Raw genomic sequence first — 17,767 nt, 5'->3', positions numbered from 1 at the left:
GGGAACGGGGAACAGCCAGTCGGCCCTCCTGTTCCAGAACAATGCCTTCACGATCAATGTCGGGGGCAGCGGCGGCGCCAGCGGTGCCGGCAAGACGGTGATGGTCGACCTCGACGACGCGGCCTCGCCGCTCGACGTGACCACCACGGGTGATCGGGCCTTCGGCCTCGTGGCCCAGTCGATCGGCGGCGGCGGCGGGATCGGCGGCGGCGTCGCCAGCGCCGGCACCCGGGCCGGCATCCAGTCCGTCTCGGTCGGTGGCGAGGGCGGCACCGGCAACCTCGACGGCGGCGAGGTCAGCCTCTCTCTCGGCGGCAGCGACATCACGACCCATGGCATCGGCTCGCATGCGGTCGTGGCGCAGTCGATCGGCGGCGGCGGCGGCATCGGCGGCGATGCCACCGGCGTGCCGCTCAGCCTGGACGGGCCCAACAGCACCGGCAGCATCGGCGATGCCGAGGACGTGACCATCGTCAGCGGCGGGACCATCGCGACGGCCGGCGGGTACGCCTTCGGCATTCTGGCGCAGTCGATCGGTGGCGGCGGCGGCTTCGGCGGCGACCAGCAGGGAACGTTCGCCGGCTCCAACGGCAGCACCGACCCCGATGCCGTCAGCGGCGACGTGATGATCACGGCCAACAACGTCATCGCCGCCGGTGAGAACTCTGTCGGGATCTTCGCGCAGAGCGCCTCCGGCCGAAGCAACGGGACAGTCACCATCGATGTCGCCGGCAAGGTCGTCGGCGGTTCGGGGCCCCAGGGCGCGGGCGTCTGGGTCGCAGGTGGCAAGGACAACCTGCTGACGGTGAGCGCCGGCGGCAGCATCTCGGCGGTCTCCGGCACGGCCATCCGCTTCGATGGGGACTCAAACGGCGCCGCCGGCAGCGTGCTGACGGTCGACAACTACGGCACGATCTTCGGCGACATCCTGCTGGAGAACGCCGATGCCGACTGCGCCGGAACGACGGGCCATTTTCCGGACTGCGCCGCCGGGACGGTGAACAACTATTCCAGCCACACGCTGGTCGATGCCTCGCTGTACCAGGCCGATGTGGTGAACCAGGGCCGGATGGTGGTCGGCCGTTCCGGCGTGACCGACGGGACCGAGATCACCGGACACTTCACCCAGGGGGCGGCCGGCACCCTGGTGGTCGATGCCGACTTCAACCGCGGCGACGCCGACCGGCTGCTGGTGCGCGGCGACGCGGCGCTGGGCGGCACGCTGGACCTGCAGGCCGCCAGCCTGCGGCCGGACCGGGCTCTGACGGTGCTGACGGTCGACGGCACCACCGCCGGTACGCTCATGCCGGAGGCGTCGCCGATCTACCGCTTCGCGTTGGCGCCCGATGGGCACGATACCCGCCTGTCCGTGGCCTCGGCCGATTTCGACGCGCCGTCGATGCGGCTGGCGGGCAACCAGTCCAAGGTCGCCCGTGGGCTGCAGGGCATCTGGGATGCCGGCGGCACCGACGGCTTCGGCCGGCTGTTCGCCACCCTCGGCACCGCGGCCGAGCAGGGCCGGAAGGCTTATTCCGGCATGCTGTCCGAGCTGTCGCCCGGCGTGGCGCTGGCCCCGGCGGCGCAGCTGCAGGCCGGCCTGGCGCGCTTCAACGGCGCGCTGATGAGCTGCCCGGTGTTCAGCGGCACCGATGCCCTGACCAACGAGACCGACTGCGCCTGGGCCCAGGTCACCGGCCGGTCCACGCAGCAGACCGCCGACACCGGCACCTCCGGCTTCTCCAACGACAGCATCACCTATCAGGTCGGTGGCCAGCATGAGGTGGCGCCGGGCTGGTTCGTCGGCATGTCCGCCGCCTATCAGGACAGCTGGCTCGACGGCTATGACAACAGGGTCAGCGGCGATGGCAGCAGCGGCTATCTGGGCCTGACCGTGAAGCGCGAGATGGGGGCGTGGCAGGTGGCCGGCGCGCTCAGCGGCAGCTATGGCAGCTTCGACCTGAAGCGGCGGATCGCCATCCCCGGCTTCGAGGGAACCAGGTCCAGCGACCCCGATGTCTTCGCCGGCTCGGCCCGGCTGCGGGTGGCCCGGACCTTCGCCTTCTCCGAGATGTATCTGAAGCCCTCGATCGATCTGGACGCGATCTATTCGCGGATGCCGGGCTATCGCGAGGGCGGCGGCGGCGATCTCGGCCTGAAGGTGGAGGACAGCGACCAGTTCACCTTCGCTTTTTCGCCCACCCTCGAGGTCGGCGGGCGCGTCGCGGCGGGCAACGCCACTCTGCGGCCCTACGCCTATGCCGGCGTCACGATCCTCAGCGACGACGACTGGTCGGCGAAGGCCCGCTTCACCGGCGCGCCGTCCGGCACCGGCAGCTTCGACACCTCGCTGCCGATCGACGACGTGGTGGCGCGCATCGGCGCCGGCGTCCAGCTCCTGACCACGGCGGGCATGGACATCCGGCTGCAATATGACGGCGAGTTCTCCGACCGCACCTCCAGCAATGCCGGCTCGCTGCGTGCGATCGTTCCGTTCTGAGCGATGGACGGCAAATCCGGTGGAAGACTCTTTTGTGCGATCGTCAACGGAGAACGACGGGCATGCATGGATCAGGCGCCGGTCGGCTCGACGACCTGACCTCGGACCTCGGGCTGCGGTACCCTTCGGCTCATCGCGATCTCGCCCTACGCCGGTGGATGCCCCCCGAAGGCGTGCGGAGCTGACCTGGCTTGTTCCCGGGCGGAGCCCGATTCTCACTGGCGGTCATAGCGGGCCTGCTGGGGCGAGCCCTGGCTTTAACTGTCGGTCCCGTGGGGTTCGGTGATGTCCGCTGTTGGGCCGGCGGCGCGGCGACCGCTTCTGGTGCCCTTCGGCCGGATCGGGCCGCCAGGGATGGGCCGCTAGCGGCCACCCAGGACGTGTTGGCCAGAGCTGCCTTCTTGTGAATCGCGCGGCAGTGTTCCGGAACAGCCCAATCGTTTTGACCGAGTTCCAGTGGTTGGCAGTGTGGCGGGCATTATATTGTCGACGTCGGTTCCGCGGGCCCTTCCCCCGCCTTGCTCGGCGGCAGAAGTTCTTCTGACGAGGATCCGAGGCATGTCCACTTCCGACACGCCCTTGTCATGTCCGGAGTTGGCGCCTCTCTGCCTAGTCAGAGCCGGCGCCGCTGGACTCACTTCTCTGAGGGGTGGGGTGGGCAAATATCCCCTTCCGGAGCGGGATGCTGCGGTCGCGAGACTCGGATCTCACGCATCTCGTGCCGCGTGCATGGTGACCGGTGCGATCAGCGAGGGCAATCCTGGCCCGGCTTCTCCGACCGTGATGCCGCGCAGAGGCGCCTTTCCACGATCCGCGCCAGCAGGCTTGCGCCGACCGGCAGGATGCCGTCGTCCAGTACAAAGCCCGGGTTGTGCACCGGCACCGAACCGGCATGGCCGATGGTGCAATAGACGCCCGGTGTCGCATGCAGCATGTCGGCGAAATCCTCGCTGCCCATCACCGGCTCCGTCTTCCGATACACCTGGTCCGGCCCGACGATATCGCGGGCCGCGGCGAGATAGCCCTCGACCAGGTCCTCGGTGTTGACCAGAACGTCGAACACATTGCGGATGTCGAACTCGATCTCGACCTCGAAGGCGGCGGCGGTGCCCTCGGCGATGCTGCGCATCCGCCGGCGCAGAAGCTCGTTGACCTCCCGGTCCAGGAACCGGACCGTTCCGGAGACGACGGCCTCCTCCGGCACGACGTTATAGGCGCTGCCGGCATGGATCTGCGTCACCGAAAGCACAGCCTGCCTGAGCGGGCTGACGTTGCGGCTGACGACGGATTGCAGCGACTGGACCAGCGCGGTGGCGACGATGATCGGGTCGCGCGACCGCTCGGGCATGGCGCCGTGGCTGCCGCGCCCCCGGATCCGGAAATCGAAGAAATCCGCGCCCGCCATCGCCGGCCCCGCCTTGATGCCGATGCGATAGGGCTCGTCGTCCGGGGCGTTGTGGAGCGCATAGATCTCGTCGCAGGGGAAGCGCCGGAACAGCCCGTCGGCCAGCATGGCGCGGGCGCCGCCGCAGCCTTCCTCCCCCGGCTGGAAGATCAGGACGGCGGTGCCGGCGAAGTCGCGGGTCTCGGCCAGATAGCGCGCGGCGCCCAGCAGCATCGTCGTGTGCCCGTCATGGCCGCAGCCATGGAAGCGCCCCGGGATCTTCGAGGCATAGGCGAGATTGGTGCGCTCCTCCATCGGCAGGGCGTCCATGTCCGCCCGCAGCCCGATGGTGCGGCCCGGCCCCCGGCGCCCCTCGATCACGCCGACGACCCCGGTCCGGCCGAGGCCGCGATGCGCCTCGATCCCCCAGGCGGCCAGCTTCTCGGCGACGATGCCGGAGGTGCGCACCTCCTCGAAGCCGATCTCCGGATGCTGGTGCAGGTCCCGCCGGATGGCGGTCAGTTCGTCCTTGTAGCTGTCGATGCGATCGATGACGGGCATGGCCGGACCCTTGCGGATGGATGGCGGAGACGGAGGGTGGGCGGATGTGGCCTGCGCCACGCCGCGTTGGCGGAACGGGGAGGCGCCCCGACCTAGGCGGGCGTCTCGTAGGACACGGCGAGGTCCTTCGGGTCCGCGACCAGCTCGCTTCCGCCGACGAACAGGCGGTCGGCCGTGCCCGAGGCGTCGACGCTGCGCTCGACCCCCTCGCCATGGCTGGCGAAGCCGTTGGCAAGCCTGACGCGGCCGCGATCCGGCCCGGTGATCTCGATCTCGGTGGCGTCCGCGAAGGGCTTGAACCCCGCCGGATCGGCGGCCAGGACCAGATCGCCCATCGGCACCAGATCCACGACGCGCCAGAGATTCCACCAGCGCCCGGACCAGCCCGCCACCCCGGCCGACGGCGCCCCGTGGCTGGCGAATTGGTGCAGGATCGAGACCAGCCCGTCCAGCCAGGCATTGGCGGGGCCGTCGATGGCGTTGGTGACGACGGAGAGGCCGATGCCCCAGTCCGGCACCGTCGCCGAGCGGCTGATGAAGCCGGGGAACGAGCCGCCATGGCCGATCAGCGTGTGGCCGTCGACCTGTCCGATCATGGTGCCCAGCCCGTAGTGGCGGGACTCAGACTGATGCGGCACCTCCCAATGGCGCCGGGTCATCTCGCGCCGGCTGGCGACCGACAGCACGCTGGTTTCGGCCGCGGGGTCGAGGCTGGCGAAGAAGCGGGCGAGGTCCCCCGCCGTGCTGACGAAGCCGGTCGCTGCGGCCAGCGCGAAGGTGGGCTGGTCGCCGCCGAGCGCGCCCCGGCCGAAGGGCAGCCGGTTGCTGTGCCCCGTCGCCAGGGGCGCCCCGGCCCCGAGCGGCGTGTCGGGCGCGGTGTCCGCCAGCCCCGAGGCGCCGACGACCTCGCGCGCGATCCAGCTTGCATAGGGCTCACCGGTGATCGCCTCGATGGCGAGGCCCAGCAGGCCGAAACCGAGATTGGAGTATTTGAAGCGGCTGTTGGCGTCGAGGACGAGGGGAAGCGCCAGCTCGGCCCGCAGCGCCGCCGCGTCGAAGAAGGGGGCGCGGACCTGCCAGTGCGGGGACCGGGTCCCGTCGCGCATCAACCCCGAGGCATGGGCGAGAAGCTGGGCGATGGTTGTCTCGGCCACCAGCGCGTGCAGGCCCGGCACATGGGTTCCGATCCTGTCGTCGAGATGCAGCCGCCCGGCCTCCTGCAGCTTCATGATGCCGACGGCGGTGAAGGTCTTGGAGTGGGAGGCGACGCGGAAGCGGTGGGCGGTGGTCAGGGCGTCGCCGGTCCTGAGATCCGCCACGCCGAAGGCGCGCTCCCAGACGACCTTGCCGCCCTTCGCCACCGCGACCACGCAGCCGGGCTGTTCGGTCGCCTGCAGCTGGTAGTCGATCCATCGGCCGCCATAAGCCAGCGCGGCATCAAGCCATTCGGTCATGAGCTTTTCTTTCTTCGATTTGCCCGGGGTGTCGTTCAGCCACCTGCCATGGCGGGCTTCGGAAGGACAGCGCCCTCCGCCGCCCAGCAGGCGACGGCATGTCCGGCATCGATGTCGGCCAGTCCCGGCTCCTGCTCGGCGCAGCGCGGGGTGGCGACCGGGCAGCGGTTGCGGAAGCGGCAGCCGCTGGGCAGGCGGGCCGGGTCGGGCGGGTCGCCCAGCCGCGGCACCTGATCGTCGCGGCGGGCGACGTCGATCGACGGCACGGCGGCGAGCAGCGCCTTGGTGTAGGGGTGGCGAGGGGCCTGGAACAGCTGCTTCGCCGGGGCGGTCTCGACGATCCGGCCGTAATACATGACCGCGACGCGGTCGGCGATGTACTCGACCACGGCGAGGTTGTGGGACACGAACAGCAGCGCCAGCTCGAACTCCGCGCGCAGGTCGCGCAGCAGGTTCAGGATCTGCGCCTGCACGGACACGTCGAGGGCCGAGACCGGTTCGTCGCAGACAATGAGGTTGGGCTTGAGGATCAATGCGCGTGCGATGCCGATCCGCTGCAGCTGGCCGCCCGAGAGCTCGTGCGGGTAGCGGACGCGGTGTTCGGGCCGCAGCCCGACCTTGCGGAAGATCTCGGCCACGGCCTCGTCCCGCTCCCGACGATCCAGCATCTCCTGGATGTCGAGGGCCATCCTGACCGAGGCGCCGACAGTGCGGCGCGGGTCGAAGCAGGTCCTCGGATTCTGGAAGATGAGCTGGGCATGGCGCCGCTGCCGCTTGAGCTGGTCCGGCGGCAGGGCGAAGAGGTCCTGGCCGCGGAACCGGACCATGCCTGCGCTCGGCCGCTGCAGCGCGATTACCGTCCGGCCCAGCGTGCTCTTGCCGCAGCCGGATTCGCCGACCAGCCCCAGCGTCTCGCCGCGACCCAGTGTCAGGCTCACGCCGTCGACGGCGTTGATGGTCCCCACGACGCCGCCCAGCAGGCCCTTGCGGACCGGATAGCGGACATGCAGGCCTTCGACCTCGAGGAGGGGGGGACTGCTCACGCCCTGTCCCCCGTCGCGTCCGGCGTCGCCCAGCAGCGCGACCGGTGGCCCGGCGTGGTCGCGGCGAGGGGAGGCATCTCTTCGAGGCAGCGCGCCAGAGCGAGGCTGACGCGGCGGCCGCATCGCGGCGCGAAGGCGCAGCCCGGCATGGGGCGGCTGAGATCGGGGATGCCGCCGGGAATGTCCTGCAGCCGCTCGCCGCCCGACTGCCCCAGCCGGGGCGCCGCCCGCAGCAGGCCGCGCGCATAGGGGTGGGCCGGGTTGCCCAGCATCGCCGCGACCGGGCCGTCCTCGACGATCCGCCCGGCATACATGACCGCCACCCGGTCGGCGAGCTTCGCCACGACCCCGAGGTCGTGCGTGACCAGCAGCAGCGAGGTGCCGGCATGGCGGCAGCTGTCGCGCAGCAGCTCCAGGATCTGCGCCTGGATGGTGACGTCGAGCGCCGTCGTCGGCTCGTCGGCAATCAGAAGCCGCGGCTTCAGCGCCAGGGCGATCGCGATCATGACGCGCTGCGCCTGACCGCCGGACAGCTGGTGCGGATAGGCGAGCGCCTTCTCCTCCGGCGCCGGGATGCCGACAGAGCGGAGAAGGGCGACGGCGCCGTCCCATGCGGCCTTGCGACCGAGCCGTTCCTGCTGGCGCAGCGGCTCGGCGACCTGCCAGCCGACCCGGCGCACCGGGTTCAGGCAGCCCTGGGGCTGCTGGAAGATGATGCCGATGTCGCGGCCGCGCCAGCGGGAGAGGTCTCGGGCCGACATGGCGAGCACGTCGCGCCCGTCGAACAGGATCTGCCCGCCGGCAATCCGGCCCGGCTTCTGGATGAGCCGCAGGATGGACAGGACCAGCACGGATTTGCCGGAGCCGGATTCGCCGACCAGCCCGACGATCTCGCCCGGCGCGATCCGCAGGTCCACGCCCTGCACGGCGTGGACCGTGCCAGGCCCGGAGCCGAACTGGGTGCGCAGGTCGCGAAGATCGAGGAGCGGCCGGTCGGGCCGGGGTGGGGGCATCACCGTCATCGCCTCAGCTCCTCGGGTCCAGCACGTCGCGCAGCCCGTTGCCCAGGATGTTCATGCCGAAGATCGAGATGAACAGCGCCGTGCCGGGGGCGGCCACGGCCCACCAGGCGGAGAACAGGTAGGTGCGGGAGTTGACGAGCATGGCGCCCCATTCCGGCGCGGGCGGCTGGGTGCCGAGGCCGGCGAAGGACAGCGCCGAGGCCAGCAGCGCCGCCAGCGGCGTCGCGAAGGAGAGATAGACGATCAGCGGCGACAGCACGTTCGGCAGCACGGTGCGGAACAGGATCTCCGCCTCGCTCGCCCCCAGCGCCCGGACGCTGACGACATAGTCCTCGGCCTTGACCGTGAGCACGGTGCTGCGCACGAGCCGGGCGTAGCCGGGGATGCCGGCGATGCCGACCGCGGCCATTCCGGTCCACAGGCTCGGTCCCAGGATGGCGACCACCACCAGCACCATCAGGATGTAGGGGAAGGCCAGCAGGATATCGATCATCCGCATGATGACCCCGTCCGTCAGCCCCGACCCCGCGCCGGCGACGAGGCCGAGCACGGTGCCGATGGAGGCGGAGATCGATGCAGTGACGGCGCAGATCAGGAGGAAGTAGCGCGTGCCGTAGATGATCCGGCTCAGCAGGTCGCGGCCGACCTCGTCAGTGCCGAGCCAATGCAGCGCGCCGGGGGGCATCAGGCGCTGGGCCGGGCTGATCTTGAACGGGTCGTACGGGGCGATCACCGGGGCGAAGGCTGCGAGCAGGATCAGGGCCAGCAGCACCGCGCCGCCGGTCACCGCGGACGGATTGCGGAGGAGCCGCCCGAGCAGGAGCCGCCAGCGCGGGACGGCCTTGAAGGCCGCTTCCTCGAAAACCGCCTCGCTCACGACACGAGCTCCACACGCGGGTCGAGCCAGGCGTAGAGCAGGTCGGCGACGAGGTTGATCACCAGATAGGTGACGGCGCTGATCAGGATGATCGCCTGCGTCAGGGTGAAATCGCGCCACTGGATGGCGTTGACCGCCAGCTCGCCGATGCCGTGCCAGCTGAAGATGGTCTCGACGATGAAGGCGCCGCCCAGCAGGTTGCCGATCTGCAGCCCGACCACCGTCAGCACCACGATCAGGGCGTTCGGCAGGGCATGGCGCAGGATCAGCGCGATCTCGCTCGCCCCGCGCGCCCGCGCCGCCTGGATGTAGTCCCGCCTCAGCACGTCGATCATGCTGCTCCTCGCCACCCGCGACAGCGGGGCCGCTTCAATCAGGCCGAGCGCTATGGCGGGCAGCACGATCGCCAGCGGGCCGTGGGGAACCACCGGCAGGAGCCGGAGCCAGACGGAGCAGAAAAGGATCAGCAGCAGCCCGAAGAAGAAGGCCGGCATCGAGATGCCGAACAGCCCGATCGTCGTCGCGGTCACGTCGAGCCAGCTGTTGCGTCGGGCCGCGGCGAGGATGCCGGTCGTGAGCCCGACCACCAGCGCGATCGCGAGGGCGGCGCCGGTGAGGAGGATGGTGTTGACGTATCGGAAGCCGATCTCGTCGATCACCGGCTTGCGCAGCCGGATCGACTCCCCCAGATCGCCCTGCGCGAGATCGCCGACATAGAGGACGAACTGCTGATACCAGGGCAGGTCCAGATGGTACTTCGCGCGCAGGGCGGCGATGGCCTGCGCCGCGTCCTGTTCCGAGAGCTGGCCCTGATACATCGCCGTCGCGGCATCGGTCGGGATCAGGGCCTTCATCAGGAAGGTGATCAGCAGGATGCCGATCACCACCGGAACCAGGAGCAGGAGGCGCTTCAGGACATACCGGGCCATCGCGCGCTATTCCGCGATCTTGAGGTCCGTGGCGTAGACATAGCCGAGATAGTCGAGGCGATAGCCCTGCAGGGCCGTGCGGGTCACCGTCATCGGCCAGTCGGTCAGCAGCGGCAGGATCATCCGATCCTCCAGGATCGCCATCTGGGCGTTGCTGACGAACTGCATGCGCTTGGCCGGGTCGAGGGCGGTGTCGGCCGCGTCCAGGGCGTCGTCGATCGCCGGGTTCGGCGGCAGCAGCTGGCGGTGGCCGGGGGACCGGAACAGCTGCGACATGACGCTCGGGTCGGACCATGTCCAGCGATTGAGGTCCATATCCCAATCCGGCTTCAGCAGGCCGGGATAGAAGGTGCCCCAATCCGCCGTGCCGACATCGACCTGGATGCCGATATCGCCGAGATTGGCCTGGATGACCGCGAGCGCCCGCTCGGTCGTGCTGTCGGCATAGCTGCGGATGGTGAACTTGGCCTGGGCGCCGTCCTTCGCGCGCATCCCGCCATCATCCTTCCAGCCGGCAGCGTCGAGCAGGGCCTTCGCCTTGTCCGGATCGTAGGGTGTACCGTATTTCTGGGCGACGGCGTCGTCATATCCGGGGATGCCGCGCGACAATGGGCCAAGGGCGATCGTGCCGTTGCCTCCGAAGGCCGCGGCCAGGACGGCTTCGCGGTCGACGGCGTGGCTGATCGCTTCGCGGAAGGCCTTGTCGCTGAACGGGGCCTTCTTGTAGTCGAACTCCATGAACATGAGGTTCTTGGCGTTCTTGTCGTTGATGACGGCGAATTGCGGATCGTCGGCGAGCGGCCGGACCGCATCCGCCGTCAGCTGGGCGGCATCGAGCTCGCCGGTCTGCAGGGCCGACGTCACCACGCCCTCTTCGGCCATCACGTTGAGGACGATGCGGTCGAGATAGGGCAGGCCCTGGTTGGCCGCGTCCGGGCGGAACTGCTTGAAGTTCGGGTTGCGGACCAGCTCGATGCGCGTGCCGGGGGTCCAGCTGTCGAACATGAAGGGTCCGGTCCCGACCGGGTGGCGGGCATAAGCCGAGCCTGCCGCCTTCACCGCGGTCGGAGAGTTGAAGCCGAAATAGGATTGGCCCAGCAGGTTGATGAAGGGCGCGAAGGGCTTGGTGAAGTGGAAGATGACCGTGCCGTCGTCCGGGGCATCGACCTTCTCCAGGGGCCCGACAATGCCCTTGGAGGGGGAGGCGCTGTTCGGATCGAGGATCGTGTCGAAATGGAACTTCACGGCCGCCGCGTCGAACGGCGTGCCGTCGTGGAAGGTCTTGCCGCTCCTGAGCTTGAAGGTGATCGTGCGGCCGTCGGCGTCCGTCTGCCAGGATTCGGCCAGCCAGGGCCGGGCTTGCCCCTTGTCGTCGAGGTAGATGAGCGATTCCAGCAGGTAGTTGCCGAGCACGCCGCTCACGGCCAGGGAAATGCTCTGCACATTATAAAGGCCCTCCGGATCAATAATCAGGCGGAGCCGCGCCACCTGTTCGGCCTGGGCGAAAGACAATCCCGGCCTTCCCAGCGTGAGGGCGCCGACGGAGGCCACGGAGGCGAGCGCAAATTGCCGACGGTTCAACACCGGTCTCTCCCTGTTCGTTATGCAAAGGATGTTTGTGCGACCGCCATTGCCAGGAGAGTGCGCGGCCTTTAATCCGAATGATTACTCGGATTTTGGCGCTGCGCAAGACCCAGCAATGGCTGCGATTTCTGATGCAATTTTCTTGCCAAGGAGACATGAGGTTCGGGGGAGGAGAGTCACATGCCCGGAAAGACCAGTGCGAAGCGCAAGCCGGTCCAGGCCAGGTCGCGCAAGATCAAGGCAGCGATCATGGAGGCCGCCCACGACGTCATGCGCGAGAGAGGCATCCGGGCGATCACGACCAACGCCATCGCGGAGCATGCGGGGATCAAGATCGGCTCGATCTACGATTATTTCCCAAACAAGGAAGCGATCATCGCCGAGATCTACGAGGCAAAGCTGGCGCAGGTTCGCGGCTTCCTCGAAGCCGGGTCGGAGAGGATCGAGCGGGCCGAATGGCGGACCCGGCTCTCCGATCTCATCCGCGAGACCTGGACCTACCAGCTCGCCATCGGCCTCGACCGGACCATCGTCGACGCTTCCTACTATTATGAGGATCTGCTCCGGATCGCCCGCGCGCATTCGCAGTTGTTCGCGTCGAACTACGTCCGTCTTCTTCGTCGGCTGGGCTCGGATTGGAGTGACGAGCGGCTCTTCGATCTCGCCATCAGCATTTACACCCTGGTGAACGCGACATGGAGCTATTGGCGGCTGACGGAGAGCAGCGATTCGATTGCCATCGAGAGGCAGATCGTGTTGACGATCCGTCTTATCGAGCCGGCATTGGATCACGCACCCTAATCAGGGCCAGCTGACAATGTCGATCACAGCGATCCTGGAGGGGGAGAGGCGCAAGGCGGATCGGTGCGCATGAGGGCGAGGGCCAAGGCGTTGGCTTCATCCACGGGGAGTTGCGCAACGATCGCACGAAGGGGGCGCACCTGGTCATGTCTGCTCTCCAGCGTCGAGCACGACGACCGCTTTCGTGCGCCTTGGTCCAGCCTGGTCGGCAGGAAGCGCCGGAATCCCGCGGGTTCGGCCGACATCCGGAATCGGGGCACTACATTCACGTCTCGTTATGGCGCGGGCCGGTCGGGGCAGGAGAGGCCTGCTCCGACCGGCGAGATTGCTCGAGGGCACATGGCGGCCTTCAGCGCCGTCAGAGTTCGAGTTGCTCGGAAATCCCGAGCGCGCTGCCAACCGAACCCTCGCGGGAGCCTCGCGCCAATGGCATCGCCAAACCGCGATCACGCCGACTTCGACGTATCGATGATCCAGCGCCGGAACGCGCGGACGCGCGCCAATTCGGCCTTCGCCTTCGGGCTGACGACGTAGTAGGCGCCCGGCCCGGTGACGCGGATGTCGTAGGGGGCCACCAGGGTCCCGCGCTGGATCTCGTCCTCAACCAGAAGGCGCGGCAGCAGCGCCACGCCGAGACCCGCGACCGCCGCCTGGATCACCATGTAGAAGTGCTCCAGCGTCGGGCCCCAATGCAGCGCCGCCGGCACGACATCGATCGAGCGGAACCAGTGGTTCCAGGCATCCGGCCGGGTCGCGTGGCGGATCAGCTGGTGGTGCTCGAGCGCGTCGAAGCCGGAGAGCGGATGGCGTCCCGCCATGATGGCGGGGCTGCACACCACGACCACCTCCTCCGACATCAGCGGCTCGGCGATCGCATCCGGCCATCCGCCATGACCGAACCGCACGGCCACATCGATCTTCTGGGCCGCGAAATCGAGCGGCCCGTCATTGCTGACGAGATTGAGGACAATGTCGGGATGCAGCGCCTGGAACGCGGAGAGGCGAGGGATCAGCCAGCGGGTGCCGAAGGTCGGCAGCATGCCGATCGACAGGGTGCCGCCGCCGTCGCGGGTGGAGATCAGCTCCATCGTCCCGGCCTCGATGCGGTCGAGGGCGTCCCGCACCAGATCGGCATAGAAGCGGCCCTGGTCCGTCAGCTCGATGCGGCGGCTGACGCGGACGAAGAGCGGCAGGTCGAGGAAGGTCTCCAGGCTGCGGACCAGCCGGCTGGCCGCGCTCTGGGTCACGTTCAGCTCGGTGGCCGCCCGGGTGAAGCTCTGGTGGCGGGCCACGGCCTCGAAGGTGCGGATGGCGTTCAGCGAGGGCAGCAGACGGCGGCGAGTCGGCACATCCATTCCCTGAGATCATGTTTTCGCAATCTTAAAGCGGCTTGTGGACAGGGGCCAACCGTCTACGCTCGGAGCCAGGGAAACGTTCGCATCACAGCGGCCAGCCTCGCGGAGCCGATTGCATCCCATGGCCATACATCCATTTCATCTCTCCTTCGCCGTCGACGATCTGGATCGCGCCAAGCGGTTCTATGGCGATGTTCTGGAATGCCCGGTCCGGAGCGAGAGCGACGGGGCGGTGGAATTCGAGTTTTTCGGCCATCGGATCTCGGCTCGCCTCGACGTCGATGGCCGCCGGGCGCCGCGGAGCGGGGCCGGCCCCTCCTGGAGCTTCGGCGTGAGCCTGGACCGGAGCCGTTGGGAGGCCCTGGCCGCCGCGCTGTCGCGGGCCGGCGACACGCTTCCGGACCGACCGGTGGTCAGCCGAAATCATCTCGTGCTGCGCGATCCCGCCGGCAATGTGCTGGAATTCTCGCTGCGGCACGACCAGTCGGCTCCCGCCGCGGCGAATGACAGCCAGGTCGTCGCCGGCGGGGCCATCGATCCCGCCGCGTTCGGCGCCACCCTGACGGCCGTGACCATGGGCATCGACGCCTTCGAGCGGTCCCGCCCTCGGGGGACCAGCCTGCTCGACGGCGAAGGCCTGGTGCCGATCTACATGGGCAGCGACCTGGTACCGGCCCGCCGCTATGCGAGCTGGGAGGAGGTGAATGAGGATCTCGCCGCGCTGGAGGACTCGGCTGGCCAGATCCCGGAGGGGCCGCGGGCGGTGTTCCTCCGCGGCATGCTCACCTCCCTCAAGGTCGCCGTCCGGCTGTTCGCCGGCGCCAGCCCGTCCTTCGAGGAGAAGGTCCGCGATCTGGTTGGCGCCCCGACCGGTCCGGTCGACCCGGCGGTGATCGAGGACATCCGCGGCCGGCTGGACTCGCTGCTGCGCCGCCAGGGTGCCGTGCGCGGCGACCTCGGCGAACGCATCAAGGCCTGGGAGGAGGGGCGCTTCGTCGATCCCTCCCGGCTCGAGGCGACCTTCACCGAGCTGCTGGCCGAGGCTAGGGCGCGGACCGACGCTCGGATCATCGACACCGGCGGCTACGAGATGGTCCTCAACCCGGTGCGCGACATGCCCTTCACCGCGCGCTGCAACTTCAACCAGGGCCAGATGGACCTGAATGTCGACCAGCGCTTCACCCGGTCGGCGCTGAAGCACCTGGTGTGCCACGAGGTCCATCCGGGACACGTCACCCAGCTGCTCTACACCCGGGCGGAGGTCGAGGCCGGGCGGTCGGAGGCGGAGGCGCTGCTGTGCACCGCCAACACCGTCACCGGCTGCGTGCAGGAGGGGATCGGCGACCAGGCGGTGCAGCTGATCGACTGGATCGAGGACGAAGATGACGAGATCCATCTCGAGTTGCGCCGGCTGCGCAGCGCCACCCAGACCAGCGCCGCCTGGCACCTGATGGTGGATGGCTGGGCGGCCGACCGCGTCGCCGACTATCTGCGCCGCACCGCCTTCGGGCAGGAGGCCTGGATCCAGGGCCGGCTGCGCATGGCGGCGCACCCCTTCCGCGGGCCGTTCATCGCCTCCTATTGGGCCGGCAACGAAAGCGTGCGGCGGGTGCGGGAGCGGGTTCCCGCCACCCAGCGCGCCGGCTTCCTGGCCTATCTCTACGGCCAGGTGCACAGCCCCGAAAGCCTGGAGATGTTCCCGTCCGCCACCCCGTGACAGCCGAGGGCGACAGCATGACCATCACCATCATCGGCGCCGGCGCGATCGGCGGATTGGCCGGGGCCTGGATGACCCGGGCCGGGCACGATGTCCTGCTGGTCGACCGCTGGCGCGAGCATGTCGACGCGCTGAACGTCGATGGCCTGTTCATCGACGGCGTCCGTGGCGAGATGACGATCCCGGTCCGGGCCGCGACGCCGGACCAGCTGACCCGGCCGCTGGAGACGGTGCTGGTCGCCACCAAGTCGCAGCACGCGGTGGAGGCAGTGCGGCAGCTGCTGCCGCTGCTGCGGCCCGACAGCGCCATCGTGTCCTACCAGAACGGGTTCAACGAGCCCGACATCACGGCGCTGCTCGACGCCAATGGCTTCGACGGCAGGGCGATGGTGATCGGCTCGATCCCGAACTATGGCGGCGCGCTGGTCGACCCCGGCTATATCGAGTTCGTCCATGAGGGGCCGATCCAGCTCGGCGAGATGGACGGGCGCCGCACCAAGCGGCTGGAGGCCCTCGCCCAGCAGCTCTCGGCGCTGACCGAGGTGCAGGTCTCCGACAACATCTGGGGCCAGATCTGGGCGAAGGAGGTCTACTCCGCCCAGGTCGTGTTCTCCGCCCTGGTGGACGCCCGCATCCACCAGACGCTGGGGGTCGAGCGCTATGCCCGGATCGCCGGCGCGGTGGTGCGCGAGGCGCTGGAGATCGCGGAGGCGAACGGGATCACGGTCGAGGCCTTCGACTTCTTCGACCCCGCCAACTACCGCCCGCAGACGCCGTCCGACACGCGCCGCCTGCTCGACAACATCAACCACGCGATCTGGCTGCTGAAGAAGGACCAGAACGAGCAGGCGCATCAGTTCAAGAAGAAGGGCTCCGGCATCTGGTGGGACATCGTCTACCGGAACCGGCCGTCCGAGGTGCGCTCCTCCAACGGCAAGCTGATCGACTATGGCCGCCGCGCCGGCGCCGACGTCCGGCTGAACGAGAAGCTGTGCGCCATGATCTACGAGATCGAGGAGGGACGCCGCGAGCTCGGCTTCCACAACTATGACGAGTTGGAGGCCTATGTGAACCAGATCGGAAAGGCGCTGCCATGACAACGAAGCTCGGGGTCGGGGTGATCGGGGCGCACAGCTGGGCCGAGAAGGCGCATCTGCCGGGCTATGCCGCGCATGAGCGGGTGGACCTGGTCGCCATCTGCGACATCGAGCCGGACCGCGCCAAAGCCATGGCCGAGCGGTTCGGCGCGCGCCGGATCTACAGCGACCATCGGGCCATGCTGGCCGACCCGGAGGTGCAGATGGTCGATGTCTGCACCCCGACCCACACCCATCTGCCGCTCAGCCTGGACGCGATCGCCGCCGGCAAGCACGTGCTGTCCGAGAAACCGCTGGCGACCGAGGCGGAACCTGCCTTCGCCGCGGCGCGGGCGGCGGACGAGAGGGGCGTGCGCACAAAGCTGGGCTTCACCTTCCGCTATTCGCCGGCCATCCGGCAGGTGAGGCAGTGGATCGCCGACGGGACGCTGGGCGAGATCTTCCACATTCATGGCTTCGAGCAGAACAGCCAGTGGCTCGATCCCGACGTTCCGCTGCGCCAGATCGTGCCCGGCGCACCGCGCGACCAGCTGATCCCGGCCTCGATCATCGGCTACGGCTCGCATCTGGTCGACCTGATGCGCTGGCTGGGGGGCGAGTTCGCGTCGGTCGCCTCGACCATGCGCAACTTCGTGCCGGAGCGTGTGGTGCGCGGCGAGCCGGGGCGGCAGCGCATCCCGGTCGAGGATGGCGCGGCGGCGGTGGTCGAATATGCCGGCGGCGCCCAGGGGCTGCTGCAGTCCAGCTACATCGCGGTCGGCAACTATCCGGGCGTCGAGATTCGGGTCTATGGCTCGAAAGGGGCCGCGGTGGCGCGGCTGATCTCGGAATACGGCATCGCCGAGACCCTGCACTTCGCCACCGCCGATGCTGTCGAATTCCGCAAGATCGACCTGCCGGCGGACAGCCTGCCGCCGGGCACCACGCTGGGCACTCCCTGGCCCGAGCTGTACTACCGCAACCTGGTTCGGCACTTCGTCGACGAGATCCTCGATGACCGGCCGCAGGAATGCACCTTCTTCGACGGCGCCAAGAGCCAGGAGATCGTGGACGCTGTGATCCGGGCGCATTTCGAGCGGCGCTGGGTCGACCTGCCGGGGCAGGGACGGTGACCGGCGGCTTCGATCCGGGCCTGGTCGACGGCTTCCTGGCCCACCACCTGGCCTTCCGGCCGGTGGACGCGACCTTCATGGGCATCGACGGCCATGACGACCAGCTGCCGCCGGCCGCCACCGGCACCGAGGCCGCCGAGCGGACCGGGCTGGAGGCGCTGCAGGAGCGGCTGGCAGCGCAGCCCGAGCCGTCGTCCCCGGGCGACCGGCTGGATCTGCGGCTGATGCGATCGGAGGTCGCCATCGCCCGGGCCGGGCTCGACCACAGGCCGCGCTTCCTGAATCCCGCTTGGTACACCGGCGAGGCCGCCTTCGCGGTCATCGGCCTGCTGCT

At 69.0% G+C, this 17,767-nt stretch carries 15 protein-coding genes; 6 read left to right on the top strand and 9 right to left on the bottom strand.

Annotation, left to right across the window (positions count from 1 at the left end; translation table 11 throughout):
• Positions 1-2,497: autotransporter outer membrane beta-barrel domain-containing protein (locus tag P409_RS07760; protein ID WP_034833897.1), on the top strand; the 2,497-nt coding region annotated here is incomplete at its 5' end.
• 745 nt (positions 2,498-3,242) lie between these two features.
• Here P409_RS07760 and P409_RS07755 read toward each other — a convergent pair.
• The 7 genes from P409_RS07755 to P409_RS07725 form a co-directional block, all read right to left on the bottom strand.
• Complete coding sequence (locus P409_RS07755) at positions 3,243-4,442, bottom strand: M20 aminoacylase family protein (protein WP_034833896.1); 1,200 nt, start codon at positions 4,440-4,442, stop codon at positions 3,243-3,245.
• 92 nt (positions 4,443-4,534) lie between these two features.
• Positions 4,535-5,896, bottom strand: a complete 1,362-nt coding sequence (locus tag P409_RS07750) for a serine hydrolase domain-containing protein (protein WP_034833895.1) — start codon at positions 5,894-5,896, stop codon at positions 4,535-4,537.
• 35 nt (positions 5,897-5,931) lie between these two features.
• Positions 5,932-6,939 carry an ABC transporter ATP-binding protein gene (locus P409_RS07745; RefSeq protein WP_052120163.1) on the bottom strand — a complete coding sequence of 336 codons (1,008 nt, stop codon included), beginning with the start codon at positions 6,937-6,939 and terminating at the stop codon, positions 5,932-5,934.
• Complete coding sequence (locus P409_RS07740) at positions 6,936-7,961, bottom strand: ABC transporter ATP-binding protein (protein WP_238578618.1); 1,026 nt, start codon at positions 7,959-7,961, stop codon at positions 6,936-6,938. The genes P409_RS07745 and P409_RS07740 overlap by 4 nt, the downstream gene beginning before the upstream one ends.
• Before the next feature lie 4 nt (positions 7,962-7,965).
• Complete coding sequence (locus P409_RS07735) at positions 7,966-8,838, bottom strand: ABC transporter permease (protein WP_034833894.1); 873 nt, start codon at positions 8,836-8,838, stop codon at positions 7,966-7,968.
• Positions 8,835-9,767 (bottom strand): ABC transporter permease, encoded by a 933-nt coding sequence (locus P409_RS07730; RefSeq protein ID WP_034833892.1) that lies wholly within the window; start codon positions 9,765-9,767, stop codon positions 8,835-8,837. Before P409_RS07730 ends, P409_RS07735 begins: the two co-directional genes overlap by 4 nt.
• A 6-nt stretch (positions 9,768-9,773) precedes the next feature.
• Positions 9,774-11,210 (bottom strand): ABC transporter substrate-binding protein, encoded by a 1,437-nt coding sequence (locus tag P409_RS07725; RefSeq protein WP_161790359.1) that lies wholly within the window; start codon positions 11,208-11,210, stop codon positions 9,774-9,776.
• Between the two features lie 321 nt (positions 11,211-11,531).
• Between P409_RS07725 and P409_RS36105 the strand changes: the two genes are divergently transcribed.
• Entirely contained in the window at positions 11,532-12,152 is a 621-nt protein-coding gene (locus tag P409_RS36105) for a TetR/AcrR family transcriptional regulator (RefSeq protein ID WP_052120162.1), read from the top strand.
• A 446-nt stretch (positions 12,153-12,598) separates the two neighbouring features.
• Here the strand turns inward: P409_RS36105 and gcvA are convergent, their stop codons facing one another.
• The gene (gcvA, locus tag P409_RS07715; RefSeq protein ID WP_034833887.1) at positions 12,599-13,507 is read right to left on the bottom strand and encodes a transcriptional regulator GcvA; all 909 of its coding nucleotides are present in this window, start codon (positions 13,505-13,507) and stop codon (positions 12,599-12,601) included.
• An 85-nt stretch (positions 13,508-13,592) separates the two neighbouring features.
• Positions 13,593-13,763 (bottom strand): hypothetical protein, encoded by a 171-nt coding sequence (locus tag P409_RS38770; protein ID WP_161790358.1) that lies wholly within the window; start codon positions 13,761-13,763, stop codon positions 13,593-13,595.
• Here P409_RS38770 and P409_RS07705 point away from each other — a divergent pair.
• The 4 genes from P409_RS07705 to P409_RS07690 form a co-directional block, all read left to right on the top strand.
• A complete protein-coding gene (locus P409_RS07705; RefSeq protein WP_343285495.1) occupies positions 13,704-15,224 on the top strand; it encodes a hypothetical protein in 1,521 nt (506 codons plus the stop codon). The two genes, P409_RS38770 and P409_RS07705, sit on opposite strands and share 60 nt — an antisense overlap.
• A 17-nt stretch (positions 15,225-15,241) precedes the next feature.
• Entirely contained in the window at positions 15,242-16,321 is a 1,080-nt protein-coding gene (locus P409_RS07700; RefSeq protein ID WP_034833898.1) for a ketopantoate reductase family protein, read from the top strand.
• On the top strand, positions 16,318-17,433 hold the full coding sequence (locus tag P409_RS07695; protein ID WP_034833884.1) for a Gfo/Idh/MocA family protein: 1,116 nt from the start codon (positions 16,318-16,320) through the stop codon (positions 17,431-17,433). Before P409_RS07700 ends, P409_RS07695 begins: the two co-directional genes overlap by 4 nt.
• On the top strand, positions 17,430-17,767 hold a 338-nt coding region (locus tag P409_RS07690), incomplete at its 3' end, for a hypothetical protein (RefSeq protein ID WP_034833882.1). The genes P409_RS07695 and P409_RS07690, both read left to right, overlap by 4 nt.

Origin of the sequence: Inquilinus limosus MP06 (assembly GCF_000767795.1) — a bacterium.
In the GTDB taxonomy this organism is placed as follows: Bacteria; Pseudomonadota; Alphaproteobacteria; order DSM-16000; family Inquilinaceae; genus Inquilinus; species Inquilinus limosus_E.
The sequence above is the reverse complement of the archived record's forward strand: the minus strand, read 5'-3'. Positions and strand labels throughout refer to the sequence as shown.